The 26,447-nt window shown below is 63.0% G+C and carries 30 protein-coding genes; 19 read left to right on the plus strand and 11 right to left on the minus strand.

Annotated features, from left to right (window positions below; all coding sequences use genetic code 11):
* Positions 1-112: 112 nt before the first annotated feature.
* The 8 genes from argS to tatC all read left to right on the plus strand — a co-directional run bounded on the left by argS (position 113) and on the right by tatC (position 6,579).
* Complete coding sequence (gene argS, locus AC3A43_RS05045; RefSeq protein ID WP_487791432.1) at positions 113-1,840, plus strand: arginine--tRNA ligase; 1,728 nt, start codon at positions 113-115, stop codon at positions 1,838-1,840.
* Complete coding sequence (locus tag AC3A43_RS05050) at positions 1,840-2,613, plus strand: SPOR domain-containing protein (RefSeq protein ID WP_487791433.1); 774 nt, start codon at positions 1,840-1,842, stop codon at positions 2,611-2,613. The genes argS and AC3A43_RS05050 overlap by 1 nt, the downstream gene beginning before the upstream one ends.
* 107 nt (positions 2,614-2,720) lie before the next feature.
* Positions 2,721-3,728 carry a beta-N-acetylhexosaminidase gene (gene nagZ / locus AC3A43_RS05055; RefSeq protein ID WP_487791434.1) on the plus strand — a complete coding sequence of 336 codons (1,008 nt, stop codon included), beginning with the start codon at positions 2,721-2,723 and terminating at the stop codon, positions 3,726-3,728.
* A gap of 6 nt (positions 3,729-3,734) precedes the next feature.
* A complete protein-coding gene (locus AC3A43_RS05060) occupies positions 3,735-4,508 on the plus strand; it encodes a segregation and condensation protein A (RefSeq protein WP_487791435.1) in 774 nt (257 codons plus the stop codon).
* Positions 4,505-5,098, plus strand: a complete 594-nt coding sequence (gene scpB / locus AC3A43_RS05065) for an SMC-Scp complex subunit ScpB (protein ID WP_487791436.1) — start codon at positions 4,505-4,507, stop codon at positions 5,096-5,098. The genes AC3A43_RS05060 and scpB overlap by 4 nt, the downstream gene beginning before the upstream one ends.
* A 25-nt stretch (positions 5,099-5,123) precedes the next feature.
* Complete coding sequence (locus tag AC3A43_RS05070) at positions 5,124-5,357, plus strand: twin-arginine translocase TatA/TatE family subunit (protein WP_487791437.1); 234 nt, start codon at positions 5,124-5,126, stop codon at positions 5,355-5,357.
* Between the two features lie 32 nt (positions 5,358-5,389).
* Positions 5,390-5,773: a Sec-independent protein translocase protein TatB gene (gene tatB, locus AC3A43_RS05075; protein WP_487791438.1), complete on the plus strand. Its 384-nt coding sequence runs from the start codon at positions 5,390-5,392 to the stop codon at positions 5,771-5,773.
* Positions 5,770-6,579 (plus strand): twin-arginine translocase subunit TatC, encoded by an 810-nt coding sequence (gene tatC / locus AC3A43_RS05080; RefSeq protein ID WP_487791439.1) that lies wholly within the window; start codon positions 5,770-5,772, stop codon positions 6,577-6,579. The genes tatB and tatC overlap by 4 nt, the downstream gene beginning before the upstream one ends.
* A 22-nt stretch (positions 6,580-6,601) precedes the next feature.
* Here tatC and AC3A43_RS05085 read toward each other — a convergent pair whose 3' ends face one another.
* Positions 6,602-6,730 (minus strand): entericidin A/B family lipoprotein, encoded by a 129-nt coding sequence (locus AC3A43_RS05085; protein WP_037515306.1) that lies wholly within the window; start codon positions 6,728-6,730, stop codon positions 6,602-6,604.
* A gap of 220 nt (positions 6,731-6,950) precedes the next feature.
* On the minus strand, positions 6,951-8,402 hold the full coding sequence (gene mgtE / locus AC3A43_RS05090) for a magnesium transporter (RefSeq protein ID WP_487791440.1): 1,452 nt from the start codon (positions 8,400-8,402) through the stop codon (positions 6,951-6,953).
* Positions 8,403-8,558: 156 nt separating this feature from the next.
* Here mgtE and AC3A43_RS05095 point away from each other — a divergent pair, with 156 nt between their 5' ends.
* Complete coding sequence (locus AC3A43_RS05095) at positions 8,559-9,005, plus strand: peptidylprolyl isomerase (RefSeq protein WP_487791441.1); 447 nt, start codon at positions 8,559-8,561, stop codon at positions 9,003-9,005.
* Between the two features lie 49 nt (positions 9,006-9,054).
* Here AC3A43_RS05095 and AC3A43_RS05100 read toward each other — a convergent pair whose 3' ends face one another.
* The gene (locus AC3A43_RS05100) at positions 9,055-10,188 is read right to left on the minus strand and encodes an NAD(P)H-dependent flavin oxidoreductase (protein ID WP_487791442.1); all 1,134 of its coding nucleotides are present in this window, start codon (positions 10,186-10,188) and stop codon (positions 9,055-9,057) included.
* Positions 10,189-10,283: 95 nt separating this feature from the next.
* Between AC3A43_RS05100 and nadC the strand changes: the two genes are divergently transcribed.
* From nadC to AC3A43_RS05115, 3 genes are all read left to right on the plus strand, one after another.
* Entirely contained in the window at positions 10,284-11,132 is an 849-nt protein-coding gene (gene nadC / locus AC3A43_RS05105; protein ID WP_487791443.1) for a carboxylating nicotinate-nucleotide diphosphorylase, read from the plus strand.
* The gene (locus tag AC3A43_RS05110) at positions 11,119-11,835 is read left to right on the plus strand and encodes a ribonuclease T2 family protein (protein WP_487791444.1); all 717 of its coding nucleotides are present in this window, start codon (positions 11,119-11,121) and stop codon (positions 11,833-11,835) included. The genes nadC and AC3A43_RS05110 overlap by 14 nt, the downstream gene beginning before the upstream one ends.
* 94 nt (positions 11,836-11,929) lie before the next feature.
* The gene (locus tag AC3A43_RS05115) at positions 11,930-12,154 is read left to right on the plus strand and encodes a hypothetical protein (protein WP_487791445.1); all 225 of its coding nucleotides are present in this window, start codon (positions 11,930-11,932) and stop codon (positions 12,152-12,154) included.
* Between the two features lie 14 nt (positions 12,155-12,168).
* Here AC3A43_RS05115 and AC3A43_RS05120 read toward each other — a convergent pair whose 3' ends face one another.
* Positions 12,169-13,440, minus strand: a complete 1,272-nt coding sequence (locus tag AC3A43_RS05120) for an MFS transporter (RefSeq protein ID WP_487791446.1) — start codon at positions 13,438-13,440, stop codon at positions 12,169-12,171.
* 159 nt (positions 13,441-13,599) lie between these two features.
* Here AC3A43_RS05120 and pgsA point away from each other — a divergent pair, with 159 nt between their 5' ends.
* From pgsA to AC3A43_RS05135, 3 genes are read left to right on the plus strand one after another with little or no spacing between them, the layout of a single operon-like run.
* Positions 13,600-14,172 (plus strand): CDP-diacylglycerol--glycerol-3-phosphate 3-phosphatidyltransferase, encoded by a 573-nt coding sequence (gene pgsA, locus AC3A43_RS05125; RefSeq protein ID WP_487791447.1) that lies wholly within the window; start codon positions 13,600-13,602, stop codon positions 14,170-14,172.
* A 7-nt stretch (positions 14,173-14,179) separates the two neighbouring features.
* On the plus strand, positions 14,180-14,440 hold the full coding sequence (gene moaD / locus AC3A43_RS05130; RefSeq protein ID WP_487791448.1) for a molybdopterin converting factor subunit 1: 261 nt from the start codon (positions 14,180-14,182) through the stop codon (positions 14,438-14,440).
* Positions 14,437-14,880 (plus strand): molybdenum cofactor biosynthesis protein MoaE, encoded by a 444-nt coding sequence (locus AC3A43_RS05135; RefSeq protein WP_487791449.1) that lies wholly within the window; start codon positions 14,437-14,439, stop codon positions 14,878-14,880. The genes moaD and AC3A43_RS05135 overlap by 4 nt, the downstream gene beginning before the upstream one ends.
* Here the strand turns inward: AC3A43_RS05135 and AC3A43_RS05140 are convergent.
* A complete protein-coding gene (locus AC3A43_RS05140; RefSeq protein ID WP_487791450.1) occupies positions 14,877-15,782 on the minus strand; it encodes a hydrogen peroxide-inducible genes activator in 906 nt (301 codons plus the stop codon). The two genes, AC3A43_RS05135 and AC3A43_RS05140, sit on opposite strands and share 4 nt — an antisense overlap.
* Positions 15,783-15,918: 136 nt before the next feature.
* Here AC3A43_RS05140 and AC3A43_RS05145 point away from each other — a divergent pair, with 136 nt between their 5' ends.
* Positions 15,919-16,386 carry an EF-hand domain-containing protein gene (locus AC3A43_RS05145; RefSeq protein ID WP_487791451.1) on the plus strand — a complete coding sequence of 156 codons (468 nt, stop codon included), beginning with the start codon at positions 15,919-15,921 and terminating at the stop codon, positions 16,384-16,386.
* Here the strand turns inward: AC3A43_RS05145 and trmFO are convergent.
* On the minus strand, positions 16,383-17,729 hold the full coding sequence (gene trmFO / locus AC3A43_RS05150; RefSeq protein WP_487791452.1) for a methylenetetrahydrofolate--tRNA-(uracil(54)-C(5))-methyltransferase (FADH(2)-oxidizing) TrmFO: 1,347 nt from the start codon (positions 17,727-17,729) through the stop codon (positions 16,383-16,385). The two genes, AC3A43_RS05145 and trmFO, sit on opposite strands and share 4 nt — an antisense overlap.
* A gap of 73 nt (positions 17,730-17,802) precedes the next feature.
* On the opposite strand from trmFO, the gene AC3A43_RS05155 reads away from it, so the two are divergent.
* Positions 17,803-18,471, plus strand: coding sequence for a lysoplasmalogenase family protein (locus AC3A43_RS05155; RefSeq protein ID WP_487791453.1), 669 nt, complete (start codon positions 17,803-17,805; stop codon positions 18,469-18,471).
* Here the strand turns inward: AC3A43_RS05155 and AC3A43_RS05160 are convergent.
* Complete coding sequence (locus AC3A43_RS05160) at positions 18,468-18,917, minus strand: hypothetical protein (RefSeq protein WP_487791454.1); 450 nt, start codon at positions 18,915-18,917, stop codon at positions 18,468-18,470. The two genes, AC3A43_RS05155 and AC3A43_RS05160, sit on opposite strands and share 4 nt — an antisense overlap.
* An 11-nt stretch (positions 18,918-18,928) precedes the next feature.
* Positions 18,929-19,792, minus strand: a complete 864-nt coding sequence (locus AC3A43_RS05165; protein WP_487791455.1) for a TauD/TfdA dioxygenase family protein — start codon at positions 19,790-19,792, stop codon at positions 18,929-18,931.
* Positions 19,793-19,965: 173 nt separating this feature from the next.
* Here AC3A43_RS05165 and AC3A43_RS05170 point away from each other — a divergent pair, with 173 nt between their 5' ends.
* Together AC3A43_RS05170 and AC3A43_RS05175 are read left to right on the plus strand one after the other, a co-directional pair.
* On the plus strand, positions 19,966-20,526 hold the full coding sequence (locus AC3A43_RS05170) for a peroxiredoxin (RefSeq protein WP_487791456.1): 561 nt from the start codon (positions 19,966-19,968) through the stop codon (positions 20,524-20,526).
* A 15-nt stretch (positions 20,527-20,541) separates the two neighbouring features.
* A complete protein-coding gene (locus AC3A43_RS05175; RefSeq protein ID WP_487791457.1) occupies positions 20,542-21,003 on the plus strand; it encodes a MaoC family dehydratase in 462 nt (153 codons plus the stop codon).
* 9 nt (positions 21,004-21,012) lie between these two features.
* Here AC3A43_RS05175 and AC3A43_RS05180 read toward each other — a convergent pair whose 3' ends face one another.
* The 3 genes from AC3A43_RS05180 to gyrA all read right to left on the minus strand — a co-directional run bounded on the left by AC3A43_RS05180 (position 21,013) and on the right by gyrA (position 26,222).
* A complete protein-coding gene (locus tag AC3A43_RS05180) occupies positions 21,013-23,082 on the minus strand; it encodes an amidohydrolase family protein (protein WP_487791458.1) in 2,070 nt (689 codons plus the stop codon).
* 99 nt (positions 23,083-23,181) lie between these two features.
* Entirely contained in the window at positions 23,182-23,490 is a 309-nt protein-coding gene (locus AC3A43_RS05185; RefSeq protein WP_487791459.1) for a DUF952 domain-containing protein, read from the minus strand.
* Complete coding sequence (gene gyrA / locus AC3A43_RS05190; protein ID WP_487791460.1) at positions 23,487-26,222, minus strand: DNA gyrase subunit A; 2,736 nt, start codon at positions 26,220-26,222, stop codon at positions 23,487-23,489. The genes AC3A43_RS05185 and gyrA overlap by 4 nt, the downstream gene beginning before the upstream one ends.
* Positions 26,223-26,447: the final 225 nt, after the last annotated feature.

A 26,447-nucleotide genomic window follows, 5' to 3' on the forward strand; every position in this document is an offset into this window, starting at 1 on the left:
CGTTCGCATCAAAGAGCCCTGCGCGCCGACCGGTGACGCGGGGCTTTTCGCGCCCGTCCAGCTAGGATAGGGCGCCCGCAAGACTTTTTCCGATCGAAGATAGGCCCAGCCCGTGACCCTGTTCAGCCGTTTTTCCGACCATATTGGCGCCGCGCTCGACGCTCTCGCCGCCCGCGATGCCCTGCCAGGCGGCCTCGACCGCAACGCGATCAGCGTCGAGCCGCCGCGCGACCCGGCGCATGGCGATGTCGCAACGAACGCGGCGATGGTGCTGGCAAAGCCCGCGGGCATGAACCCGCGCGCGCTCGCCGATCTGCTCGTCGCCGAACTTGGCGCGCTGGACGAAGTGACCGAGGCGAGCGTAGCCGGGCCCGGCTTTATCAACCTGCGCCTTGCCGATGACAGCTGGCGGGACGAACTGGCGCTGATCTTCAGCGAAACCGATGATTATGGTCGTTCGTCGATGGGGCAGGGGCGCCGGGTCAACGTCGAATATGTTTCGGCAAACCCGACCGGTCCGATGCACGTCGGCCATTGCCGCGGCGCCGTCGTCGGTGATGCGCTCGCCGCCCTGCTCGAATTTGCGGGGCACGAGGTGATCCGCGAATATTATGTCAACGATGCCGGCGGCCAGGTCGATGTGCTCGCCCGGTCGGTGCACATGCGGTATCGTGAAGCGCTGGGCGAGGATATCGGCGCGATCCCGGACGGGCTCTATCCGGGCGATTATCTGATGCCCGTCGCCGGCAAGCTCGCGGTCGAATATGGCGACCGCTTCGTTGGTGCGCCCGAAAGCGCATGGCTCGGCCTGTTCCGCGCCGAGGCGGTCAGCGCGATGATGGATATGATCCGCGCCGATCTCGCGAAGCTTGGTATCCATCACGATCTATTCTCTTCGGAGGCCGAACTGCAGGCCGAGGGCAAACCCGCCGCCGCCGAAAAATGGCTGCGCGACCACGATCTCGTCTATGATGGCATGCTCGAAGCGCCGAAAGGCGAAACGCCCGAGGATTGGGAGCCTGTCGTGCTGCCGCTGTTCCGCTCGACGCAGTTCGGCGACGATCAGGACCGCCCGATCAAGAAGTCGGACGGCAGCTTGACCTATTTCGGCGCCGACCTCGCCTATCATTTCCAGAAAAGCCAGAACGCCGACGAACTGATCGACATCTGGGGCGCCGATCATGCCGGGACGGTCAAGCGGATCAAGGCCGCAGTCGCGGCGCTGACCGGCGGCAAGACCCGCTTCGACGTCAAACTGGTGCAGATGGTCCGGCTGCTCAAGAACGGCGAACCGTTCAAAATGTCGAAGCGCGCGGGCAATTTCGTGACGCTCGCCGATGTCGTCGACGAGGTCGGCAAGGACGCCGTCCGTTTCACGATGCTGACGCGGAAAGCCGACGCGCAGATGGATTTCGACTTTGCCAAGGTGGTCGAGGCGTCGCGCGACAACCCGGTATGGTATCTTCAATATGCCAATGCGCGAATCTCACGTCTGCGCAAAAAGGCCGCCGATGCCGGGATTGTGTTGCCCGCGCCCGCGCCGGAGCGGCTCAATGCGCATGAACTCGGGCTGGTGAAGCTGCTCGCACAGTTCCCGCGGATCGTCGAAGCGTCGGCGTCGGCGCGCGAACCGCACCGGATTGCCTTCTACCTCGCCGATGTCGCGGCGGCGTTCCATGCCTGGTACAATCTGGGTAACGACGATCCGGGGCTTCGCATCGTTCTCGACAATGATCCCGAATTGACCGCGACGCGCCTTTATTTGGCCGACGGAATCGGGCAGGTTATCCGCAACGGGCTCCACCTGATGGGGGTAGAGGCGCTCGAGGAGATGATCTGATGGCCGGGGACAAGAACGCAGAGCAGGGGGACACGGGTCTCGGCCTCGAAGACGAGGACCGGCTGCCCTGGCTCGAAGCGGCCGACGGGTTCGAAGAAGATGGCGAGGTGTCGCCCGCGCGCCTGCTGGTGATGGTGCTCGGCGGGCTGCTGCTTATCGGCGCGGTGCTGGGCGGCCTCTGGTGGATCCAGAATGGCGGCGCACGCGGCAAGGGCGAGCTGATCGCGGCGCAACAGGGCGACTACAAGGTCGCCCCCAAAAATGATGGCGCGAAGACCTTCGAAGGTGAAGGCGACGCCAGCTTCTCGGCCAGCGAAGGCGCCGAGCCGGCGGGCAAAGTCGACCCGACCCGCATGCCCGAAGAGCCCGCCGTGACACCGCAAGAGCGCGAAGCCGCGGTGACCAAGAGCGCGGCGGACAAGGCAGCAGCGGCGAAAGCGGCCAAGGCCACTCCCGCGGACAAGGCAAATGCCAAGCAGGCAGCGACGTCGGTCAAGACGCCCGATGCCGACGCAAAGGCGGCGCCGACCACCTCGGGATCTGGAATGATCCAGCTCGGTGCGTTCAGCAGCGACGCCGCGGCCGCCAAGGCGTGGACGAACCTGTCGAAACGTTTCGCCTATCTGGCCGACCTCAACAAATCGGTTTCGCCAGCCAAAGTTGGCAATGGCACCGTCTATCGTCTGCGTGTTTCGGCGGGAACCACGGCTAATGCCACGAATTTGTGCGGAAAATTGCGCGTTGCCGGTGAAAATTGCGTCGTCGTTCGCTGATTCGGCCCGCTTGGCCGCAGACTCCGTTGGTGCAATCCCGCCGCTATGGCATGATCCTGTCCGGGTTGCAGCATGAGGGAGCGGTCGCCGATGGAGATTGACGCACGATGATACCCGCAATTTTCGGTCTGTCGGGCCTGACCCTCACCGATGACGAGCGCGCCTTCTTTCGCGACAGCGACCCGGCTGGCTATATCCTGTTCGGGCGCAACATCGAAAACCGCGATCAGGTGCGGCGTCTGACCGATGAGCTGCGCAGTCTCGACGGACGTGCCAACCTGCCGATCCTGATCGATCAGGAGGGCGGACGCGTCGCGCGTATGAAGTCGCCAGAATGGCCCAATTTCCCGAGCGGCGCGGCGTTCGACGCGCTGTACGACCGGGCGCCTGCCAGTGCGATCGAGGCCGCGCGGCTCAACGCGATGGCGCTCGCCGTCATGCTGGCGGAAGTCGGCATCACCGTCGACTGCTTGCCACTGCTCGACGTCCGTCAGCCCGGCGCGAGCGACGTGATCGGCGATCGCGCGCTCGGCAGCGAACCGATGCGCGTCGCGGCGCTCGGCCGTGCGATCCTCGGCGGGCTGCAAGCGGGCGGCGTCGTCGGCATCGTCAAACATATTCCCGGCCACGGCCGCGCCTTGCTCGACACGCATGAAGCGTTGCCGACCGTCACCGCGCCCGACCGCGATCTGCAAACCGATCTCGCGCCCTTTGCCGCGCTGCGTGATGCTGCGATGGCGATGACCTGCCATGTGATATTCGAAGCGTGGGATCCAGATCTTCCCGCGACGCTCTCGCCCATCGTCATCGACAGCGTGATCCGCCAGCGCATCGGTTTCCATGGCCTGTTGATGACCGACGATCTCGACATGAAGGCCTTGTCGGGCGACGTGCCATCGCGCGCCGCGGCGGCCGTTGCCGCCGGCTGCGACATCGCGCTCAATTGCTGGGGAAAAATGGACGACATGATCGGGATCGCGAATGTGCTCGATCCGATCAGCACCGTTTCACGCGCGCGGCTTGAAGGCGCGATGGACCGGATCGCGGGCGATAATGATGAACGCGCTTTCGCAACGCTCGTCGATCAGCGCGACGCCTTGCTGGCCTTAGCCTGACCCGCGATGGAGGAACTGCCGCTCGATTTCGACATCGCACCGGCAGCGCCCGAGCGCGAGGATTCCTTCCAGCTTTCGCTTGAAAGCTGGGAAGGCCCCCTCGACCTTTTGCTTACTCTCGCGCGAAGCCAGAAGGTCGATCTCAAGCAAATTTCGATCCTCGCGCTCGTCGAACAATATCTGACTTTCATCGCCGAGGCGCGCGAATTGAAGCTGGAGGTGGCCGCCGATTATCTCGTGATGGCGGCATGGCTCGCCTATCTTAAATCAGCGCTGCTGCTGCCCAAGGATCCGCTCGAGGATCCGTCGCCGGACGAGCTGGCGTTGCGTCTCCAACTCCGTCTGCAGCGACTGGCGGCAATGCGCGAGGCGGCTGCGCGACTGCTCGCGCGTGATCGTGTCGGCCGCGACGTATTCCTCCGCGCGAAACCCGAAGGTCTGCGCGATGTCAAACTGCGGCGTTGGGACGCCAGCCTGTACGACCTTCTTTCGGCCTACGGGCAGGTCAAGCTGCGCAGCGAACCTGTCGTGCATATGGTTTCGCGTCGCCCGGTCATCTCGCTCGACGCGGCGCTTCATCACCTGCGGCGGATGCTGGGCGTAAAGCTCGACTGGGCCGAGCTTTCCGATTTCCTGCCGCCCGACTACGACGGCCCGTTGCGCCGATCCGCCATCGCGTCGAGTTTCGTCGCGGCGCTCGAACTGGCACGGCAGGGGCGTCTCGACCTGAAACAGGATGGCGCGTTCGAACCTCTCTATCTGAAGGCTGCAGAAGCATGATCGATGATCTTGAGCGCGCGATAGAGGCGATGCTGTTCGCCAGCGACGAACCGCTCGACGCGCGGCAGGTCACGGCGCGGCTTGGCCGCGAAATGACACACGGCGACGTGCGTATGATCATTCAGGCGATTGCGGCCCGCCACGCCGGCAGCGGCATCGAACTCGTCGAACGCGGCGGACATTGGCATTTCCAGACGCCAGCCGATCTCGCCCATCTGCTTCGCCGCGAACGCGATGACCCACGCAAGTTGTCGCGCGCGGCGGCAGAAGTGCTTGCGATTATTGCCTATCACGAACCGGTGAGTCGGGCGGAAATCGAAGCGATCCGTGGGGTCCAGACCTCGAAGGGAACGCTCGACGTGTTGATGGAGGCCGAATGGGTCGCGCCCGCCGGACGGCGCGAGGTGCCCGGGCGGCCGCTGATTTACAAGACGACCGACGCTTTCCTGCAACATTTTGGCCTCACCAGCCGCAAGGACCTGCCGGGAATCGAAGATTTGCGTGCGGCAGGGCTGCTCGATCCGGTCGACCTCGCTTTTGAGGATGCGATGGGCGAGCTGGACCTAGTAAAAGATGGCGAAGAGGCTTAGATGAGCGCCTCAAGGAGAATTTAAGATGGGTAGCTTCAGCATCTGGCACTGGCTCGTGGTCGGGATTCTCGTCCTGCTGCTGTTCGGCAAGGGCCGTTTTTCGGACATGATGGGCGATGTCGCCAAGGGTCTCAAAAGCTTCAAGAAGGGCATGGCCGACGACGACGCGCCGACGCCCGCGCCCAAGCATATCGAAGGCCAGCGAGCGCCGGATCTGACTGCGACGCCGACCCCCACCACGGAAACCGAAAACCGCTGATTTTCAGCCGACTGCGGGGATTGGGCTCTTAAATGTTCGATGTTGCGCCCACCGAGTTGCTGCTCGTCGTGGTGGTGGCCCTGGTGGTTATTGGCCCCAAGGACCTGCCCAAGGCGATGCGCTTTGTCGGCAAATGGATGGGCAAGGCCCGCGGTATGGCGCGGCATTTCCGCTCTGGGCTCGACACGATGATGCGCGAGGCAGAACTCGAAGAGCTTGAGAAACAGTGGCGCGACCAGAATGACGCGATCATGCGTGAATTTCCGCGCATCGATGACATGAGCTCGTCAAACGCGGCCTCATCGGCGCCTGCAACAGGTACGGAGCCTGTGACCGACGCCGAAGTCGATGAGGCGGCGGCGGCCACCCCGCCCGAAACGCACGCGATCCCGCCCAAAGACGGCCCTCTGCCATGACCGACGAAGCAACCGTTGCAGCCGGAGATGAGGATGGCGGCGGCGGCAAGATGCCGCTGCTCGACCATCTGATCGAGCTGCGCTCGCGCCTGTTGAAGTCGCTGCTGGCGATCGGCCTCGCGTTTGGCGTGTGCCTTTATTATGCAAAGCCGATTTTCGGTGTTCTCGTCCAGCCGCTGGTCCGTGCGGGACAGGGTAAACTAATCTATACCCAGCTGTTCGAGGCATTTTTCGTCGAAATCAAAGTCGCGCTGTTCGCGTCGATGATGATCGCCTTTCCCGTGATCGCAAATCAGCTTTGGAAATTCGTCGCGCCGGGGCTCTTCAAGCAGGAAAAGCGGGCGTTGCTGCCCTTCCTGCTGGCGACACCCGTCTTGTTCGCGACCGGCGCGAGTTTCGCCTATTTCATCACGATCCCGATCGCGCTCAAATTTCTGCTCGGATATCAAGGCGACATTGGCGGGATCACGCAAGAAGCCCTGCCGACGGTCGGCAATTATCTGAGCTTCACGATGCAGTTCATCATGGCGTTCGGCATCGCCTTCCTGCTACCGATCCTGCTGATGCTGATCGAACGGTCGGGGCTGGTGACGCGCGAGCAGCTGGTTTCGGCGCGCCGCTATATGATCGTTGCGGCCTTTGCGATTGCCGCGGTCTTCACGCCGCCCGACATCCTGAGCCAGCTGTTGCTCGCGGTGCCGCTGGTGTTCCTGTATGAAATGTCGCTGCTGGCGATCTGGTTTACCCAGCGCCGACGCAAAACAGGCGCCGAAGAGGCGCCTGTCGAGCCTCTCGAAGAGGCTTAGGGTAAGTTATTCTCAGTCCCGATTAGTCGATGGCATCGCTGCCAGCCTGGCCGACAGATTCGATGTCGCGACCGGCACCCTTTACCGTATTGCAGCCAGCGACCAGAAAGCTTGCCATCAGAGCGAGAAGGATTGCGCGGTAACTCGTCATATTTCTACCTCTCAGGATTAGACGCAAAATGGCCCGGCACGCTTCGAGGGGGGGGAGGGAATGCGGGCCGGGCCAATGTTGCTGAGCAGCGCTGCGGGGGGGCGATGACCGCTGCTCGAATGGGAAACGACCGAAATGTTCGATAAGTTCCAAAAAAAAATCGCGGGGATGAATTTTTTTTCGCCGCTTTTTGAATCGATTTAATTTCAAATACTTGTTCTTACAGCGTCGTCAGTCCGCTGAGCACCGCAAGGCCGAGGAAGGCCAAAAATCCCATGGAATCGGTCGTCATGGTGACAAAAATCGAACTTGCGACGGCGGGATCCTGATCGAGCCTGTCGAGGATGAGGGGGATCGCGACACCCGCGACGCCGGCAACAAAGATGTTTACGACCATCGCCGCCGCGATGACGCCGCCTAGCTGCGGACTGCCAAACCAAAGCGCGGTGGCCGTGCCCGCAAGCAGCGCAATCGTGCCGCCGTTGAGCAGTGCAATCTTCATTTCGCGCCAGATCGCGCGCCAGCTGTTCGAGTCGGTGAGCTGGTTCATCGCCAGCGCGCGGACGGTCACCGCCAGCGTCTGCGTTCCCGCATTGCCACCGACACCCGCGACGATCGGCATCAAGGCCGCCAGCGCGACCATATGCTCGATCGCGCCGCCGAAAAATCCGACGATCGACGAAGCGAGCAGCGCCGTGCCGAGGTTGGCAATCAGCCAGCGAACGCGCGCGCTATATGTCTCACGGATCGGCTCGTTGATATCGCCATCGCCAGCGCCCGAGAGGCGCAGGATGTCCTCGCCCGCCTCTTCCTGGATGATATGGACGATGTCATCGACGGTAATCATGCCGACGAGCCGTCCGCCGCGGTCGATGACGGCTGCCGAGATCAGCGCATATTTCTGAAAGCGCAGCGCGACCTCTTCCTGGTCCATGTCGACCGGGATCAGCGTCTGTTCGCGTTTCATCACGTCGCTGATCGCGATGTCGCGCGGGGTGCGCAGAATCCAGCTCAGCTGGCAGCTGCCGACCGGACGATGCATCGGGTCGACGACGAAGATTTCCCAGAAATCGCTGGTGAGGTCGGTATCTTCGCGCAGCCGGTCGATGACGTCGCCAACGCTGACATGTTCTGCCACCGCGACGAGGTCGCGCTGCATCAGGCGACCGGCGGATTCCTCGGGGAAAGAGAGGGCGTCCTCGATCGCGGCGCGATCTTCGGGTTCCATCGCCTGAAGAACGGCTTGCTGCTCGTCCGCCTCCATATCCTCGATGATCGCGACGGCGTCGTCGGTATCGAGTTCGGATGCGAGTTCGGCCACTTGCTCCGGCGCGAGAAGGTCGATCAGCTCTTCGCGAACATAATCGTTCATTTCCGCCAGCACGTCGGCGGAGAGCATGTTGCCGAGTACCGCGGCAAGCATCGGGCGCTCGTCGGCGCGCGCGAGTTCGAAAAGGTCGGCGATGTCGGCGGGATGGAGGCGGCCGATCCGCTCGCGCGCCGCTTCGCCTTCGCCCGCCTCGGCCAGTTCGATGACGTCGCGGACGAATTCGGGCTTCAGCCGATCATCCTCATCGAGTTCGGTTTCGGCTTCGCGTGCCGGTTGTTCGCGGTCGCGGTCGTCGGCGATGGTGACGTCTTCGGGCGGCAGGGAATCTTCGCGTTTATCCATCGCGCGGTCCTCCCTGACAATTGCGGCGTGCGACCTTTCCCCTAGTGCCGCCACCAGCCGATGGCAACGCTGCGAACGCCTTTTCGCGATTTAATGCGTGGCTTTGACGGCCGCCCCGGCTATGGGACCGCCAACACAGACCACAGGAGTTCTAGCATGTCCGACACTCTCACGCTTTCGCTGTCGACCGGCGATGTTGTCATCCGCCTTCGCGCCGACCTGGCACCCAAGCATGTCGAGCGCATCAGCAGCCTCGCCGGTGAAGGGTTTTACGACGATGTCGTGTTCCACCGCGTGATCCCGGGCTTCATGGCGCAGGGCGGCGACCCGACGGGTACCGGCATGGGGGGCAGCGAGCTTCCCGATCTGCCGCAGGAATTCAGCAGCGAGCCGCATGTTCGCGGTGTCTGCTCGATGGCGCGGGCGCAGAACCCGAACAGCGCGAACAGCCAGTTCTTCATCTGTTTCGACGACGCGCGCTTTCTCGACAATCAATATACTGTCTGGGGCGAAGTGATCGAAGGCATGGAAAATGTCGATGCCTTGCCCAAGGGCGAGCCGCCGCGCGAGCCCGGCAAGATCGTCAAGGCGACCGTCAGCTGATTTAGGAAAATCCCCGCTCCGGCGGGGATTTTTTTGGCCCGGGTACTTCCTAATCGCCGATAAAGCCGTTCAGCCGTTCGCACGCGGCGATCCAGTCGGTCTTGAATTCTTGCACGACCTGTCCGGCACCCATCGCTTCGTTCATCAGGCCGACGCCCTGGCCAACCCAATAGGTAGCGAGCGCTTTCGCGCCTTCATGGCCCCCTTCCGACAATTTATCGACCTTGCGCAGCGCGGGTTCGCTGACCAGCGATTGCAGCGGCATCGGCAGCGGCTTGGGTGCGCCCTCGGCTTCCCACGCGTCGGTCCATGGCGAACGCAGCTGGCGCGATGGTTTGCCCGTACGGCTCTTTGACCTTACCGTGTCGCGCGACGACGCCAAAAGCATCTTTTCCTTCACAACGGGATTGGTTTCGGCCTCGGCGGTGGTCAACCAGACCGATCCGGTCCACGCACCGTGCGCGCCCATCGCCATCGCGGCCGCCATCTGGCGTCCGGTAACGATGCCGCCGGCGGCGAGGATCGGGGTGTTTGCGCCGACGGCTTCGACGGCGGCGGCGACCTCGGGCACCAGCACCATTGTGGCGACTTCGCCGCAATGGCCGCCCGCTTCGCCGCCGGCGACGACCAGGATATCGACGCCGGCACGGACCTGGGCGAGCGCATGGTCGCGTGTCCCGACAAGCGCCGCAACGGGGACATTGTGGCGTTTGCCGAGTTCAAGCATCAGCGGCGGCGGAACGCCGAGCGCATTGGCGATGAGCTTGATCGGATGGCGAAACGCGACTTCGAGCAGACGTGCGGCGCCGTCGTCGCTCATATTGTCGCCCAGGCTGCTGCGCATCGCGCCGGGCAGCGAAAGGTCATCGCCATCGACGCCATGCTTTTCCAGCAGGCCTGCGATGAACGCCTTATGCTCGTCGGGAATAGGCGGGGTATCCCGCTGCATCTCGCCTTTTCCGGCGAAACTGTTGGGGACGATCAGGTCGACGCCATAGGGTTTCCCGCCAATATGCGCGTCGATCCATGCCAATTCCTCCTCGAGCCGCTCGGGAGGCAGCGATGCGGCGCCGAAGACACCCATGCCGCCGGCCTTTGACACCGCGACGACGACGTCGCGGCAGTGGGAGAAGGCAAGCAGCGGGAATTCGATGTCGAGCATCGCGCAGATCGGGGATTGCATGGGGACCTCTCCAGTTCGTCTATTTGCACCCATGTCAGCGCTAGTTAACGTAAACGTCAAGTTGATTTGCTGGGCAGGCTGATTATCGCAGGTCCATGACCCAATTTTCCCTGCCCGATTTCGACCTTGATGCCTTTGTTCGCGCCACGTTGGCCGAGGATCTGGGGGCGGGGGGCGATATCACGTCGATGGCGACGATTCCCGCCGATGCGCGTTTCGGCGGCGTCATGGACAGCCGCGATGCGATCACCGTCGCGGGGCTGCCGATCGCCGAACATTTCTTTCGCGCGCTCGAACCTGCCATGGAGATCGAAATATTTGTCGAGGAGGGCGCGCAGGTTGCACCCGGCAGCGACCTGATGCGGCTGTCGGGCAATGCCCGCGCGATGCTGACCGCCGAGCGGTCGGCGCTTAACACCGTGCAGCATCTGTCGGGGATCGCGACGATGACGCGGCAATATGTCGATGCGCTGGCAGGGACCGGCGCGACGTTGCTCGACACGCGCAAAACGATTCCGGGCCTGCGGGTGCTGGAGAAATATGCGACGCGTATGGGCGGCGCAACCAACCACCGCATGGGCCTGTGGGACGCGGCGATGATCAAGGACAATCATGTCGCGGTCGCAGGGTCGGTCGAAGAAGCCGTTCGGCGCGCTGTCGCAGCCGGAATCGCGAGCATCATTGTCGAGGTCGACCGCGTGGCGCAGGTCGAACCGGCGCTCAACGCCGGCGCGACGCACCTGCTGCTCGACAATATGGGCCTCGAGGAACTGCGCGAATGCGTCGGCCTGGTCGGCGGCAAGGTTCCGACCGAGGCGTCGGGCGGGGTGCGGCTCGACACGATCCGCGCGATCGGCGAGACGGGCGTGACCTATGTGTCGGTCGGACGGCTGACCCAGTCGGCGCCGGCAGCCGACGTCGGGCTCGATTTTGCGCTGGCTTAGCGCCGCCGCGCTGGCGCTGGCACCCGTCGTGGTTCAGGCGCAATCGACGACATGTTCGGCGCCCGAACGGGTTTCGGTTCCGCGGCTCGAACAACCGCGCCGCGGCGAACCCGTACGAAAGTCGGCAGTCACCGGCTATCTGCTGAGCCTGAGCTGGTCGCCGCAACATTGCGCCGATGTCCGCAACCCGCGCGATGCGCGAGACCGCTTTCAATGTTCGAGCGAGAATGGCCGCTTTGGCTGGGTGCTCCATGGCTTGTGGCCCGAGACCGACGATGCCGGTTACCCGCAATGGTGCCGCCCGGCGAAGATCGTGCCGCAGCCCGTCCTGCGTCGGCATATGTGCATGACGCCGTCGGCCCAGTTGCTCCAGCACGAATGGGCCAAGCACGGGACGTGCATGAGCCCGAATCCGGCAGCCTATTTCCGATCGGCCGAGATATTGTTCCGGGCAGTGCGTTATCCCGATATGAAGGCATTGGGCGCGAAACCGCAGACCGCTGGAAGCATCCGGCGTGCCTTTGCCGCGGCGAATCCTGGGGTGAGCGCGCCGATGATCGCGGTGTCGGCCAATAGGCAGGGGTGGCTCGACGAAGTGCGATTGTGCCTTGGCCCCCGCATGAAGCCTGCGAAATGCAGACCTTTCCAGATTGGCGCCAAGGACGGCCGCCAGATTCGCGTTCGGCCGATACCGGGCCGTTAAGATGCGGGCAGCAAAGCGTCCCGAGGCGGGACGGTCGCGCGTTAACACTCTTTTAACCTTATCGACTCGTTAACATCGTTCTAGCCTCGATCGCATGGACTCGGACGATCATATCGACATTCGCGGTCGCATTCGCGAACATGGCGCAAGGCGACTGGTCATAGCGCGGCTCAGCGCCCCGGTGGACTGGCAGGGCGAACTGCGGACCGCGCTTGCGGCGCACCGCGAGCCCGTCACGATCTTTTCGAACAATGATTTCCGGTTGTTCGTTCAAAGTTTCGCGGTCTTCTTCACCGCGATGATGATATTTTTGGCTTAGCTTAGGGCAAAGGCCTAGTCGCAGGCCTTGTGCAAACGCCACGCCAGCAAGGCCGAGACCAGGCACATTGCCGCCACCATCAGCAGCGTATCGTCGATCGTCAGTCCCAGCCCGATCAACACGCTGAGCAGCAGCGTCGCGGCGACCATGAAGCCCGAATTGACGATGTTGTTGGCAGCAACGGTGCGGGCCGTCTGCGACTTGGCGACTGTCGTCGTCAGGAAAGCGTAAAGCGGCACCACGAACATGCCGCCCGCTACCGCGATACCGAAGAGGTCGAGGATAATGCGGTCACCGGTCCGTAACGACAGAAATTCGTGCCAGTCCATGAGGCTGCCATCATGATGTTGCCAGCCGCTTACAGCCCACCAAAGGTCGAGCACGAACAGCCCCATGACGATGACCGACCCGGGCGAGTAGCGCGCTGAGACATGTCCCTTGAGCAAGCGGTTGACGATGATCGAACCCACCGCGACGCCGACGGAAAAAATGGCGGTAAACAAGGTCGCAACCGTCTTGTCGGCGCCCAGCGTGTCTTTGACCAACGGTGGAAACTGTGCGGCCAGGATCGCCGCAATGGCCCAAAAGAAGCTGATCGAAACAATCGCCAGGAACAGGCGCGGAATATGCATCGTCGAATTGACGAGCCGCCACGAAGAGCGAAGGATATTATGGTCGATAACCATATCCTGCGTCTCTTTTTCGGGGGGCGCGGCGGGAACGAAGCTGGCGGTCAATCGGCCGACCAGCGCGACCGCTATGATACCGAGAACGGCGATATGCGGCGGGATCAGCCCGCCAGCGATCGTGCCGCCCAAGATTGCGATATAGGTCCCGGCCTCGACCCAGCCGGTCCCGGCCAGAACCTCGTCATCCTCCAGATGCTGGGGAAGAATCGCATATTTGATCGGGCCGAAAAAGGTCGAGTGGGTGCCCATCGCAAAGAGGGCGAGCAGCATAAGCGGGACATTTTGCAGCCAGATGCCAGCGCCACCGACGATCATGATGACGATTTCGGCCGTCTTGATGATCCGGATCATCTTCGTCTTGTCGGTACTGTCCGCAAGCTGGCCCGCAAGAGCGGAAAAAAGGAAGAAGGGGAGGATGAAGAGACCACCGACAAGGGCGTTGAACCAGGCGACCTCTGCCGGCTTGGTATAAATCGCATATGTGGCCAGCACGACCACCGACATCTTGTAGAAATTGTCGTTGAAGGCGTTGAGGAACTGCGTGGTAAACAGGGGCAGGAACCGGCGTTGCTTCATCAGCGCAAAGGAACCGGTCATTGAAAATCCACTTTTGCAGCCCGACATCCGGATCGCGCCGGTGCCAAGCGATCATTGTTGGGGCAATATTGTTGTCGCCCGGGCGACTTATCGGTTAGGGCTTGCCGGGTCAAAGCCGATTTTTGGACCCATAATGGAACGGACACATCGACAGGGATCATGCTGAGCCTTCCGAACATCCTGACATTGTCGCGCATCCTGGCGGTGCCCATCCTGCTTTTCCTGCTGTGGCCGGGCGTGGTAGAAGGGTCGCATCAGCCGAAAGCGATCGACTATGCGCTCGCTTTCGTCCTCTACTGCCTGATGGGCATTACCGATTATTTTGACGGTTATGTTGCACGCTCGCGCGGCATCGTGTCGCGGCTGGGCGCTTTCCTCGATCCGATCGCCGACAAGATCATGATCGCGGCGGTCATCCTGTTGCTCGTCTTTACCCGCGACATTACCGGCTATCACGTCATTGCGGCGCTGATGATCCTGCTCCGCGAGATCATCGTGTCAGGCCTGCGCGAATTCCTTGCGACGTTGCAGGTGTCGATGCCTGTGACGCAGCTCGCCAAATGGAAGACCACATTTCAGCTTGTCGCATTCGGTGCGCTGATCCTGGCGGGGGCTTTGCCCGCGATAGCGTGGATCAAAATTGTCGGGCTGGCCTCGCTGTGGGGCGCCGCGGTGCTGACGCTGATTACCGGCTGGGATTATCTGCGCGTCGGCTTAAAGCATATGGATTGAGCGTCCGATGGCGGCGCTGGACATCGCCTATTTCGCCTGGGTCCGCGAGCGGATGGGAATAGCCGCCGAGACGGTCGAAATTCCGGCGAGCGTTACGGACATAGGCGCTCTCGTCGCCTGGCTTGCGGCGCGCGACGCGCGCGGGCAAGCCGCCTTTGCCGAGCCGCAGCGTATCCGTGCTGCGGTCGATGGTGTGATGATGGGCCCCGCCGCGCCGATCGTTGGCGCCCGCGAGGTCGCGCTGTTCCCGCCGGTGACGGGCGGATGATCCGCGTCGCAGTCCAAGCGGAGACGATCGATATCGTCACCGAATTCGACCTCCACGACGCCGGTGGGCACGGCGCGAGCGCGAGTTTCATCGGCCGCGTGCGCGGCGACGGCGACCTGACCGAATTGTTTCTCGATCATCATCCGGCGATGACCCGGGCGGGGCTCGCCGATCTGGCGCATGCCGCGGCGGATCGCTGGCAGCTGTCGGCGCTGACATTGATCCACCGCGTCGGGGCGATGGCGCCGGGCGAGACGATCGTATTCGTCCTCGCGAGCAGCGCGCATCGCGCCGCGGCGCTGGCCGCGTGCGAGTTTATGATCGACCGGCTGAAGACCGACGTGATGCTATGGAAACGTGAAACCTTCGCCGACGGGCGCGTTGCGTGGGTCGAACAGCGCGACGGAGATCATTCGCGCGCGCAGCGCTGGGACGGCTAAGCCCCCTTATGCTTGCGAAAAATGTCCGCGAGCATCTGGAATTCCTCGGCGCGCGGGCTGCCTTTACGCCAGACGAGCGCGATCGTCCGCCAATCATGATCCGAATCGAGCGGGCGGGTATCGATATCGGTGTGGTCGAGGATACCCGCTTCGATCGCCATTTGCGGCAGCATTGTAATACCGAGCCCATTGTCGACCATCTGCACCAGCGTGTGCAGCGAGGTTCCCATCATCCGCGCGCCGGCGCGCAGTTCGGGGCGATTGCAGGCCGCGAGGACATGATCCTTCAAACAGTGCCCGTCCTCGAGCATCAGCATCTGCGTGGGGTCTAACTGGTCGGCGCTGACCATTGCCGGCAGGTTCTCGGACTGATCGCCGGGGAAGGCGACGAACAATGCGTCGTCGAACAATTCCTCGCTCTCGACGTCGCCGCACGCGTAGGGAAGCGCGAGGAGGACGCAGTCGACGGTGCCATGGTGGAGCGATTCGCACGCCTGCGCGCTGGGTTCCTCGCGAAGGAAAAGTTTAAGCGACGGGCGTTCCTTGCGCAGCAGCCGCAACATTCCGGGGAGCAGGAAGGGCGCGATCGTCGGGATGACGCTCATGCGCAGTTCGCCGACGAGAGGCGCGGCGGCGGCGGCGGCCATATCGGCGAGTTCCTCGGCTTCACGCAGGACACGATGCGCCTTTTCAACGATCGCGTTACCGAGCCCGGTAAAGCGGACGACACGCCGCGTGCGCTCGACGAGCGTCTGGCCGAGTAACGTTTCAAGCTCGCGGATACCTGCCGACAGCGTCGACTGGGTGACGTTACAGGCGTCCGCAGCACGGCCAAAGTGGCCGTGTTCGTGGAGTGCGACGAGATATTGCATCTGTTTCAGCGACGGGAGGTAATTTTGCATTAATCGAGCATAGCAATGATATCGGATTTATTGAATAAGTTTTTCGATTAAAATTCGTCACCAATATGGCGCCGTTTGTTGCCGTTTTCCCGTCTACCGTGATAATCAATCCCATCAACCGGCGCGGAGGGGGCGTATGGCGATTTCCCGTTTTCTGATCGGCGGCGTGGCGAGCGCGCTATTGCTCACCGGCGGCCTCTTCATGTGGAAGGGTTATACCCAGATTGCGGAAGAGGAGATTCTTCCCGATCCGCCGCCAGCCTTACCGTCGATTCCGGTCGCCGCAGCGAGCGCGCCCAAGCGAGGACCGGCGCCGCCGGCACTCCCTGCGGCAAAAGAGGCGTCGCGCGAAGAGCGGCGCTTCAATCGCTTCGATCGCGACCGCAACGACAAGATCAGCCGCGTCGAATTGATGTCTTCGCGCACGGCCGCCTTCCGCAAGCTCGACAAGGACGGCAATAATCTGTTGACCTTCGAGGAATGGGCCGCAGCGACCGGACAGCGCTTTGCCGGGGCGGATGGCGACAAGTCGGGCGACCTGACGCGGGCGGAGTTTGCGACGACGGCGCCAAAGGCAGCGGCGAAACCGAAGTGTAGCTGCTAGGCGGCGATGCCGTCGGCTTGTTTGATCCATTCGGCGAGCGAGGCACCCGCACGCGCTGTATACCCCAGCTTGCGGTCCTTCTTGCGCACATCCTCGGCGAGCGGCGGGAAAAGCCCGAAGTTCACGTTCATCGGCTGGTAGCTCGCGGCATCGGCGCCGCCCGTGATGTGGCTGAGCAGTGCGCCAAGCGCGGTTTCAGGCGGCGGCGGCGCTAGGCCGCGGCCCGCAAGTTCGGCGGCGGCAAAGCGGGCGGCGATCAACCCGATCGCGGCGCTTTCGACATAGCCCTCGCAGCCGGTGATCTGGCCGGCAAAGCGGATATGCGGCGCCGACTTCAGGCGAAGCTCGCTATCGAGCAATTCAGGCGAGCGGATGAAGCTGTTACGGTGGAGCCCGCCGAGGCGCGCAAATTCCGCCTTTTCGAGGCCGGGAATAGTGCGGAACAGCTCGACCTGCGCGGCATGCTTCAGCTTGGTCTGAAAACCGACCATATTCCAGAGCGTGCCTAGCGCATTATCTTGCCGCAGCTGGACGACCGCATAGGGCCAGCGCCCGGTGCGCGGATTGTCGAGGCCGACGCCCTTCATCGGGCCGAAGCGCAGGGTTTCGGGGCCGCGCTCGGCCATCACTTCGATCGGCATGCAGCCTTCGAAATAGGGGGTGTTCGTCTCCCATTCCTTGAATTCGGTCTTGTCGCCGTCGACCAGTCCCTTGACGAAGGCGTGATACTGATCCTTGTCCATCGGGCAGTTGATATAATCCTTGCCGTCGCCGATCGGACCGACCTTGTCCCAGCGGCTGGCCATCCACGCGATGTCCATGTCGACGCTGTCGCGGTAGACGATCGGGGCGATGGCATCGAAAAAGGCGAGCGCATCCTTGCCGGTCGCGTCGCCGATGCTGGAGGCGAGGCCCGCGGCGGTCAGCGGGCCCGTCGCGACGATCGTCAGGCCCTCCGATGGCAGCGCATCGATGCGTTCGCGAATGATCGTGATGTTCGGATGGTTTTCGAGCGCGCGGGTGACGCCGCCCGAGAAGAGATCGCGATCGACCGCGAGCGCCGATCCCGCGGGCACCTTGTGCACATCAGCTTCGCGCATGATGATCGAGCCGAGGGTGCGCATTTCGCGGTGGAGCAGGCCCACCGCGTTGCTGTCGCCATCGTCGGATCGAAAGCTGTTCGAGCACACCATCTCGGCAAGCGCATCGCCTTGGTGCGCCGGCGTCATGTCGCCGCCGCCGCGCATTTCGGAGAGACGCACGTGAAAACCGGCCTCGGCAAGCTGCCATGCCGCTTCGGACCCGGCGAGGCCGCCGCCGATGATATGAATGTCGTAGCTCATTACCTGTATCCGTTGACTTGCGACCAATACGGCGGCCACTAGGCGGGTTAGGGACAAGATGCAAAGGGGTGCGATGAGCGGCGAGCAGGGTTGGGATCGGGCGCGTTGGCTGTGGCTGCTGGCACTCGTCGGCGGGATCAGCTTTTTCGCCGCGGTGTATTTGCGGCTCGATGGTCCCGCGATATGGGCATGGAAGACGAGCGGCGTCGGCTTGCTTGCGGTTTGGGCAGCAGCGAATGCACGGGAGAGGAATGGCTGGCTGATCGCAGCCGTGCTCGGCTTCGGTGCGCTCGGCGATTATCTGCTTGATGCGAAGGGGCTTATTGCGGGCGCTTTGGCGTTCGCCGTCGGGCATCTGATCGCCATCATCCTGTATCTGACCAACCGGCGGGCGCAGATGACGCCGTCGCAGCGCTTGCTGGGCTGGCTGACCATGCCCGCCACGCTGGTGATCGTCTGGGCGATGTTGAGCCCGGCGGCGGGCTGGTGGCACGCCGCCGTCTACTCGCTGTTCGTCGCCGCGATGGCTGCGGCCGCATGGACCAGCCGGTTCCCGCGCTATCGCACCGGGATCGGCGCGATGCTGTTCCTGGCGAGCGACCTGTTCATCTTTGCGGGCGAGGGTGGGCTACTGTCCAAGGACGTCAGGATATGGCTCGTCTGGCCGCTTTATTTTGCGGGGCAGGCGCTGATCGCGTGGGGTGTGGTCAAGACGCTTGCGAACGAAAATTCAAACACCTAGCTGGCGCGTGTAGACCATTCGACGAGGAGCATATTGGCCTCGCCGAACCGCGCCCAGGCATCCGTCATGTTGTTCCGCGCGCAGCCGAAATCCAGACGGAGCGACCTGCTCTGGCGTCCATGTTCCCAAATCAGCCCGCCCTGCGCCTGATCGGTGGCGATGGTATCGCAGCGCATTGTTTCGAGATTTTCGAGCGGCTGCAGGATATTCCGAATGCGCTCAAAACCCTCGACACCGACGTTCAAATGTTTCGAAATGCGTTGGCCTCGCTCTGTTGTTTCATAATGGCCGCGTCCCGATCGCTCGATCCACCATTTCGTGCGGCCGCCAGTCCATCCGTTGCCGATCCCTTGATAGGATATCTTGTCCGGCGCGGCAGCGGTCGTAGGCGACGGCTTCGGCGGGCTGGCCGGATCGGTCGAGATCGAGGCGGCCAGCAAAACCATGGCATAAATCATCAGCGTCCACCTGCCCGTTTTTCGCCATCCCACGCCGCGATCGTGGTGCGGTGGAGCAGGCGGTCATAACCGTCATATCCACCGGTCGCGCGGTGGAGCAACGAGCGATTGTCCCACATGATCAGCATGTCAGGCTCCCATGCGTGGCTGTAACGGAATTCCTCGCGCCCCTGCCACTGGATCAGTTCGTAGAGCAATGGCAAGCCCTCGCCGTCGTCGAGTCCCTCGAACCCGATGATATAGCCAGCGCAGCCGAACAGGCCTTCTCGGCCGGTTTCGGGGTGTTTGCGAATGAAGGGGTGGAGCTGGGTGTCGAGCGCTTCGTCGCCCGAACGAATATCCATACTGCGGTTCTTGTCGTTCGCGCCGTACATGCCCGACGGCGCGTAGCCGGCGCGAGCGCTGTGAACGGCCTGCAGGCACTCAACACGCGCGCGGAGATCCGCGGGCATGGCGTCGAGCGCGGCGTGCTGGTTGGAAAATTCGGTGTTGCCGCCGACCGGTGGGATCGTGATGCCGAACAGGCAGGTGCCGGCGGGCGGGCGGGGCTGAAAGCTCCAGTCGCTGTGCCAGTTTTCGGCGAACAGCGGCGCGGTTTCGTCGGCCCTGCGCTTCACCGCGATGATATGGTCGTGACCGGGAATCGGGCGGATGAAGGGATCGTCGCCGAAGCCGCCGAAATAGCCGGTGAAGCGCTCGAGATCGTCTTCGCTCATCTTTTGGTCGGGAAAGGCGAGCACATGATGTTCGAGCCAGGCAGCGCGGATTTCGGCAACGGTTTCAGCGGCGAGCGGTTGCGTCAGATCGACGCCGGTCACGCGCGCGCCACACGCCTGACCGCTGGGGGTGATCGTGAGTGTCATCGGGGAATGCTGCGCCGATTGGGGCGCGGGGTCAATCGGGAGCGGCTGGGCGGTCAGGTCATGCCAATTTTTGGCCAGCGGCCGCAAAGCGGACGATCAATGTAGACGCGGTCACCATTTTTCACCATCTTGATACGCGGCATGCCTCGATTGTTCGAGGCGAAGGAATGTATATGAAAACCCTGACAAAGATTGCGATGTCGTTCGGCCTTTGCCTGTCGATGGCTGTCATCCCGGCGCAGGGCATCGCCGCCCTGCAGCGAGGAACGAAGGCACCGGATTTCACGCTGAGCGCGGCGCAAGGCGGCAAGCCCTTCAGCCTCTCGTTGAAGCAGACGTTGAAAAAGGGGCCGGTCGTGCTCTACTTTTTCCCCGCTGCCTTCACCCCGGGCTGCACGATGGAAGCGCATCTGTTTGCCGAATCGAGCGACGATTTCAACCGGCTGGGCGCCCGCGTCGTTGGCGTTACCGCCGGCAACATCGATCGCGTGGCAGAATTCTCCAAATCGGAATGCCGCGACAAATTTGCCGTCGCGGCCGATCCCGGTGCGAAGATCGCGGCGAAATATGATACCGTGCTTCAGCGCCCGAACCAGCCGGCGATCTCCAGCCGGACGTCCTTCGTTATCGCACCGAATGGAACGATCCTGCTGAGCTACACCGATTCGAAACCGCAGGCGCATATCGAAAAAACGATGGCGGCGGTTCGCGCGTGGAAAGCCCGGCAGCGCTGAAGAATGAAAGCCCCAATGTCGAAATCCGTCTTTCTGGATGATCTGCAGGTCGGCCAGTCATGGCATGGCGGCCCGATCGAGATGACCGAGGCAGATATCATCCGCTTCGCGAGCGAATATGATCCGCAGCCGATGCACATCGATACCGCGGCGGCGACGAGTGGCCGTTTTGGCGGCATCATCGCCAGCGGCTGGCACGTCGCCGCGGTGGTGATGCGCGATTTCGTCGAAAAGGCGCCGTTCGGGGACACGCCGCTTCTCGGCCTCAAGATCGACGATCTGCAGTGGCGCCTGGCCGTGCGGCCCGGCGACGTGCTTCGCATCACGCGCGAGATCGTCGACATCGCACGCTCCAGAAGCAAGCCCGACCGCGGCGTGCTCACCATGCGAATGACCGTCACCAATCAGGATGATGTGGTCGTGATGTCGTTCATCAACCTGATGCAAATGCCGGCCCGGCCCGACGCTAATAGCTGATTGCGCCGGCTACTTCGGAGTTCCGCTGTAGCCGGCAGCTTTCCGCAATTCGCCCGCGTCCATGACATAGCCGTCGCTCACCACCGTCACGACGCGGCGAAGCGCGCCAAGGTCGGTCGAGGGGTCGCCGTCGACTAACACCATGTCGGCTTCCTTGCCCACCGCGATCGAGCCGGTGCGCTTGTCGGCGCCGACGACGCGTGCCGGGACGATAGTCGCGCTCTGGATCGCCTCGGCGGGGGAAAACCCGGCCCGCTGGTAGATTTCGAGTTCGCGGATCAGCTCGATCCCCCAGCCGTCGGTGCCGGCGACGATCGTCACGCCTGCCTTGTGCAGCCTGCCGACCAGATCGACCATTTTCGCGTAGCTTTTGCGGTAATCGTCGCGCGTCAGCCCTTCGACCAGCGGGTAGCCGCCGGCGGTGAACACCGAGCGTTCGAGGACGGGAGAGATAATCCCCATATAGGGGGCATAGGCAGGTTGGGGTTTTCCGCCGTCCTGGGTGAACATGCCTTCAAAGATGACAATCGTCGGATCGACGATGGTTTTCTTACGCGCGAGATCGGCGACAAAGCCCGACATCAGGGGAGCGTCGAGATCGACGTCCTTGAAATAACGCGCCGGTCCTTCGACGCGTTGTCGCGTGTTTGCCTTGTCGATCACTTCGCGCGGCATCGATTCCATCACGACGAAATTGAGGTGGGTGAGTTCGTCATAGCCCGCTGCCACGGCTTCGCTCGGCTTCATCCCGGCGGGAACATGGCCGTGGACGTGGAGGCCGAGCTTGTGTGCCTCGGCGGCGGCGGGGGCGATCCACGCGGGGGTCATAGAGGTGTAGAATTTGACCCCCCACAGGCCTGCGGCCTTGATCCGGCGCACGGCGGCGATGGCCTCTTCGGCGCTGCTGACCACCTCGGCGCCCTGCGCCGCCAGCGGATCCTTCTTGTCGATGATGGCCGAGATGAAGGGTTCTCCCATCAGCAAGCTGCGATCGGCGCGGCGCTTCGTCGCCTCGACCGCGCGGTCGAGGTTCGTGCCGGGGCTGCGAAAGCTGGTGATCCCGTTCGCCATGTTCGAGAGCACGTCCCAATCGTCGCCGATGTGGAGGTGGCTGTCCCAGATGCCGGGGACCAGCGTGTTGCCGCGCCCGTCGATGACCTGCGCACCGGCGGGTGCTTTCAGCGATCCGGCGGCGCCGATGGCGGCGATCTTGCCGTCCTGTGCGAGGACGGCGCGACTGGCGAGAAACGCACCCTTGTCGGCATCGAACAGCTGCACATTGTCGAACAGCACGGGGGCTTTGGCGGCATCGGAAAGGAAGCGTTTGGCGATACCGGCGACGGCTTCGGCGGTCGCCGCATCCTGTGCGTTGCGTAGCTGCTTCAGCGCGCCCTCATATCCCGCAGGGATCACCGAAATGAAGCTGATGTCCGAGAAATAGCGTTTATTCTCGTCGAGCCAGACCGGGTAGGGCGAGGGTAATATGCCGCTGACGAACGCGAGCTGGACCTTTTTGGGGCCGCGCGGTCCCTGAATCGTCTGCGTCGCGCCCAAGGCCATGCGTCCCTTGCCGCTCGGCAGGAAGTCCAGCCCGGCGTCACCGGCTGCGGCGAGCGCGTCGATCAGCGGGGCACTGGCGATGCCGACACCGCCCGCCGGAATGTACCAGCCGCCCGCCGGAGCCTCGCCCGAGTCTGTCGCGGTCTTCCACGTCGCGCGGCCATTCGCGGTGCGATATTCTTCGGCGGCATCGCCCGAGATGGTGACGCCGCGGACGGTCATCGCCTCGATCGCGCCGCCGGGCGCGAAGGTGGTGACCTGATCCATCTCGGTGATCCAGCCGCGCAATTCCTGCGACCAGCGATAGGCGGTGCGACCGTCGGGAAGCTGCCAGCGCCACTGGCTGCCGTGCTGGCCGGCTTCGGACACGACGACATAGTGGACCGCGTCGGCCGGGGGCTTCAGCAGCTCTTCCTTGGGGACTGGCTTCGATTGCGTGGCAGGCGCGGCCACTTCATGCGCGTATACGGGCGCGGCCGAAGCCAACAAGGCGGCGAGCAAAACGAGGCGCATCTTCATGGTTCCCCCCAGTACGGACAAGACCCGACGGTGGTAGAAGCATATCGGCACGCGAAGCAAGATGCGACCAACGCCGATCTATGTTCGATCAGCGTGGTGTCAGTCGCGCTTTTGCAAGCTCACGACAGCGTGGATCGGCAATTCCGCATAGATATGCGGGAACAGTTCGCCGCCGCGCGCTTCTTCCCAGCGGATGGCGTCGCCGAGGAGGATCAGGTCCACCTCGGCGATCATCAGGCCGGTTTGCCCCGCGAAATGTTTCGCGATCGTGCTTTCGAGCTGCTCGGCGGTCGACAAGTGAATATAGCCGTCAGCGATATCCACCGGGGCGCCGCGGAACACGCGTTCACGCTCGAAATCGGCCCATTGCTGCGGGGTCAGCACTTTGAAGGCAGTCGAGGGGCTCATTCCGACGGCGTTTCCGTTGCCGGGGTGGCTTCGGGGATTTCGCCCTCAGTGCCTTCAATGCCTTCGATATCTTCCTCGTCGCTCTCTTCGATCAGCGCCGCCGACACGACATGTTCGTCGTTCGCGACGTCGAACAGGCGCACGCCCGCCGAACCGCGCCCGATAACGCGCATCGAATCGAGCCCCATCCGGATCAGTTTCGCCTGATCGGTAACCAGCATCAGCTGGTGCCCCTTGGTGGCGGGGAAGCTGGCAACGACAAGCCCGTTTCGCGCGATATTGTCGATATTGGTAATACCCTGACCGCCGCGGCCAGTGCGGCGATACTCGTAAGCCGATGATAGCTTGCCGTAACCGTTGGCGCAGACGGTGAGGATGAACTGCTCGCGCGCAGCGAGTTCGGCCATCCGCTCGCCATCAAGCGTCGGTTCGTTCTCATTATCCTTCCACGGCGCGGCGCGCAGATAGGCTTCGCGTTCATCGCCGCTGGTTCCGACGCGGTGAAGGATAGACAGCGAGATGACTTCGTCGCCCGCGGCGAGGCGCATGCCGCGCACGCCGGTCGAATTGCGACTCTGGAATTCGCGCACATCGTCGCCGGCAAAGCGGATCGCCTTGCCCTGCCGTGTCGCCAGCAGCACATCGTCGCTTTCGTCGAGCAGGGCGACGCCGATCAGCCGGTCGTCCTCGTCCTCGCCTTCGAACTTCATCGCGATCTTGCCGTTCGACGGCACGTTGGTGAAGGCGTCCATGCTGTTGCGCCGCACGCTGCCCTTGGCAGTGGCGAACATCACGTGGAGCTTGCCCCATTCGGTCTCATCCTCGGGCAGCGGGAGCACGGTCGAGATCGTCTCGTCCTTGCCCAGCGGCAGCAGATTGATCATCGGGCGTCCGCGCGTCGCGGGGCCACCCTCGGGCAGGCGCCACACTTTCATGCGATACACTTTGCCGAGCGTCGAGAAGAAGAGCACCGGGGTGTGCGTCGAGGTGACGAACAATTCGGTGATGACGTCCTCATCCTTCGTCGCCATGCCGGCGCGGCCCTTGCCGCCGCGGCGCTGGGCGCGGAACGTATCCAGCGGGGTGCGCTTGATATAGCCGTCGAGGGTGACGGTGACGACCATCTCCTCGCGCTCGATCAGATCCTCGTCGTCGATGCCGTCGGCGGCGGGGGCGAGCAAAGTGCGGCGCGGTTTGGCGAACTCGTCGCGGACCGCAATCAACTCTTCGCGCATCACGGCATAGAGCTTTTCGCGGTCGGCAAGAATCTCGAGCAGACCTTCAATCTCGCCCGCCAGTTCCTTGAGTTCATTGCCGATATCGTCGCGGCCGAGCGCCGTCAGGCGATGGAGGCGAAGATCGAGAATCGCCTTCACCTGGACTTCGGACAGGCGATAGGTCGAACTGTCGTCCATTTCGCCGTCGATCGCTTCAACAAGGCGAATATAGGGCGCGATGTCACCGATCGGCCATTCGCGTGCCAGCAACGCATCGCGCGCCGCGGCCGGGCTGGACGATCCGCGGATGATGCGGACGACCTCGTCCAGATTGCTGACCGCGACGACGAGGCCGAGCAAGATATGCGCGCGGTCGCGTGCTTTCGCGAGCTCGAACTTGCAACGGCGGGTGATGACTTCCTCGCGGAAGGCGATGAACGCCTCGAGGATCGTCTTCAGCCCCATCATTTCGGGGCGTCCGCCGCGGATCGCGAGCATGTTGGCGGGGAAGCTCGACTGCGCCGGCGTGTGGCGCCACAGCTGATTGAGCACAACTTCGGCGGTCGCATCGCGCTTCAGTTCGATAACGACGCGCACGCCCTCACGGTTCGATTCGTCGCGGATGTCGGCGACGCCCTCAATGCGCTTGTCGCGCGCGGCTTCGGCGATCTTTTCGACGAGGCCCGACTTGCCGACCTGGAAGGGGATGGCGGTCAGCACGATCGACTGGCGATCGTTGCGGCCTTCCTCGATCACATAGGTCGAGCGCATCATGATCGAGCCGCGGCCCGTGGCATAAGCGAGCCGCGCGCCGCCTTGGCCCAGCATCATCGCGCCGGTCGGGAAATCGGGACCGGGAATGATCGCCATCAGATCGTCGAGGCTGATTTCGGGATTGTCGATCGTCGCGAGTGTCGCGTTGATCACTTCGCCGAGATTATGCGGCGGGATGTTGGTCGCCATGCCCACCGCGATCCCGCCCGCGCCGTTGACGAGCAGGTTGGGGTAGCGCGCCGGAAGCACGGTCGGTTCGGATTCCGAGCCGTCGTAGTTGGGCTGGAAATCGACGGTATCCTTTTCGAGATCGCCGAGCAGCGTGTTCGCGACCTTTGCGAGGCGCGATTCGGTGTAGCGCATCGCCGCCGGCGGATCGGGGTCCATCGATCCGAAATTGCCCTGACCGTCGACGAGCGGGACGCTCATCGACCAGTCCTGCGTCATGCGCGCGAGCGCCTCGTAGATCGAGCTGTCACCATGCGGGTGATATTTACCCATGACGTCGCCGACAATACGCGCCGATTTGCGATAGGGGCGTCCGGCGACATAGCCGCTCTCGAACGCCGAATAGAGGATGCGGCGGTGTACCGGCTTCAACCCGTCGCGAACATCGGGGAGCGCGCGGCTGACGATCACGCTCATCGCGTAATCGAGGTAAGATGTCTTCATTTCGTCGACGATGTTGATCGACGAGATGCCGTCTTCAGACGGCGGTGCAGGCGTATTTTCTTCGGTCAAGACCCGGCCTTTTTTCTGCTTTTCGGGAAGTGGGTTTTGCCTAGCCGATGGGCGCCGCAAAGGCCAGCGATTCGGTCCTTTTCCCGGCATTTTTTTGGGAGCCGAAAAGGCGCCGGAAGCGCCGAAAATTAGTGTGAAGGCGTGACGTCGCCGGTCGCCATCCCGGGGCTTGCCAATCCCATCTTCGGGCCTAAAGCTTCGCGTCGATGACCGCTGCTGAAAAAC

The organism is Sphingopyxis sp. Soil_C_28 (assembly GCF_057657055.1).

Bases quoted from the DNA above. Each gene is read 5' to 3' on its own strand.
- AC3A43_RS05120 (WP_487791446.1), bottom strand. From the start codon at position 13,440: ATGACCGGTTCCTTTGCGCTGATGAAGCAACGCCGGTTCCTGCCCCTG.
- moaD (WP_487791448.1), top strand. From the start codon at position 14,180: ATGGCGGCGCTGGACATCGCCTATTTCGCCTGGGTCCGCGAGCGGATG.
- nadC (WP_487791443.1), top strand. From the start codon at position 10,284: ATGACCCAATTTTCCCTGCCCGATTTCGACCTTGATGCCTTTGTTCGC.
- nagZ (WP_487791434.1), top strand. From the start codon at position 2,721: ATGATACCCGCAATTTTCGGTCTGTCGGGCCTGACCCTCACCGATGAC.
- tatB (WP_487791438.1), top strand. From the start codon at position 5,390: ATGTTCGATGTTGCGCCCACCGAGTTGCTGCTCGTCGTGGTGGTGGCC.
- AC3A43_RS05095 (WP_487791441.1), top strand. From the start codon at position 8,559: ATGTCCGACACTCTCACGCTTTCGCTGTCGACCGGCGATGTTGTCATC.
- AC3A43_RS05155 (WP_487791453.1), top strand. From the start codon at position 17,803: ATGAGCGGCGAGCAGGGTTGGGATCGGGCGCGTTGGCTGTGGCTGCTG.
- AC3A43_RS05145 (WP_487791451.1), top strand. From the start codon at position 15,919: ATGGCGATTTCCCGTTTTCTGATCGGCGGCGTGGCGAGCGCGCTATTG.
- AC3A43_RS05180 (WP_487791458.1), bottom strand. From the start codon at position 23,082: ATGAAGATGCGCCTCGTTTTGCTCGCCGCCTTGTTGGCTTCGGCCGCG.
- tatC (WP_487791439.1), top strand. From the start codon at position 5,770: ATGACCGACGAAGCAACCGTTGCAGCCGGAGATGAGGATGGCGGCGGC.
- AC3A43_RS05050 (WP_487791433.1), top strand. From the start codon at position 1,840: ATGGCCGGGGACAAGAACGCAGAGCAGGGGGACACGGGTCTCGGCCTC.
- AC3A43_RS05115 (WP_487791445.1), top strand. From the start codon at position 11,930: ATGGACTCGGACGATCATATCGACATTCGCGGTCGCATTCGCGAACAT.
- AC3A43_RS05085 (WP_037515306.1), bottom strand. From the start codon at position 6,730: ATGACGAGTTACCGCGCAATCCTTCTCGCTCTGATGGCAAGCTTTCTG.
- AC3A43_RS05170 (WP_487791456.1), top strand. From the start codon at position 19,966: ATGAAAACCCTGACAAAGATTGCGATGTCGTTCGGCCTTTGCCTGTCG.
- mgtE (WP_487791440.1), bottom strand. From the start codon at position 8,402: ATGGATAAACGCGAAGATTCCCTGCCGCCCGAAGACGTCACCATCGCC.
- pgsA (WP_487791447.1), top strand. From the start codon at position 13,600: ATGCTGAGCCTTCCGAACATCCTGACATTGTCGCGCATCCTGGCGGTG.
- AC3A43_RS05140 (WP_487791450.1), bottom strand. From the start codon at position 15,782: ATGCAAAATTACCTCCCGTCGCTGAAACAGATGCAATATCTCGTCGCA.
- AC3A43_RS05165 (WP_487791455.1), bottom strand. From the start codon at position 19,792: ATGACACTCACGATCACCCCCAGCGGTCAGGCGTGTGGCGCGCGCGTG.
- AC3A43_RS05135 (WP_487791449.1), top strand. From the start codon at position 14,437: ATGATCCGCGTCGCAGTCCAAGCGGAGACGATCGATATCGTCACCGAA.
- AC3A43_RS05060 (WP_487791435.1), top strand. From the start codon at position 3,735: ATGGAGGAACTGCCGCTCGATTTCGACATCGCACCGGCAGCGCCCGAG.
- scpB (WP_487791436.1), top strand. From the start codon at position 4,505: ATGATCGATGATCTTGAGCGCGCGATAGAGGCGATGCTGTTCGCCAGC.
- AC3A43_RS05070 (WP_487791437.1), top strand. From the start codon at position 5,124: ATGGGTAGCTTCAGCATCTGGCACTGGCTCGTGGTCGGGATTCTCGTC.
- AC3A43_RS05185 (WP_487791459.1), bottom strand. From the start codon at position 23,490: ATGAGCCCCTCGACTGCCTTCAAAGTGCTGACCCCGCAGCAATGGGCC.
- AC3A43_RS05160 (WP_487791454.1), bottom strand. From the start codon at position 18,917: ATGGTTTTGCTGGCCGCCTCGATCTCGACCGATCCGGCCAGCCCGCCG.
- AC3A43_RS05100 (WP_487791442.1), bottom strand. From the start codon at position 10,188: ATGCAATCCCCGATCTGCGCGATGCTCGACATCGAATTCCCGCTGCTT.
- AC3A43_RS05175 (WP_487791457.1), top strand. From the start codon at position 20,542: ATGTCGAAATCCGTCTTTCTGGATGATCTGCAGGTCGGCCAGTCATGG.
- trmFO (WP_487791452.1), bottom strand. From the start codon at position 17,729: ATGAGCTACGACATTCATATCATCGGCGGCGGCCTCGCCGGGTCCGAA.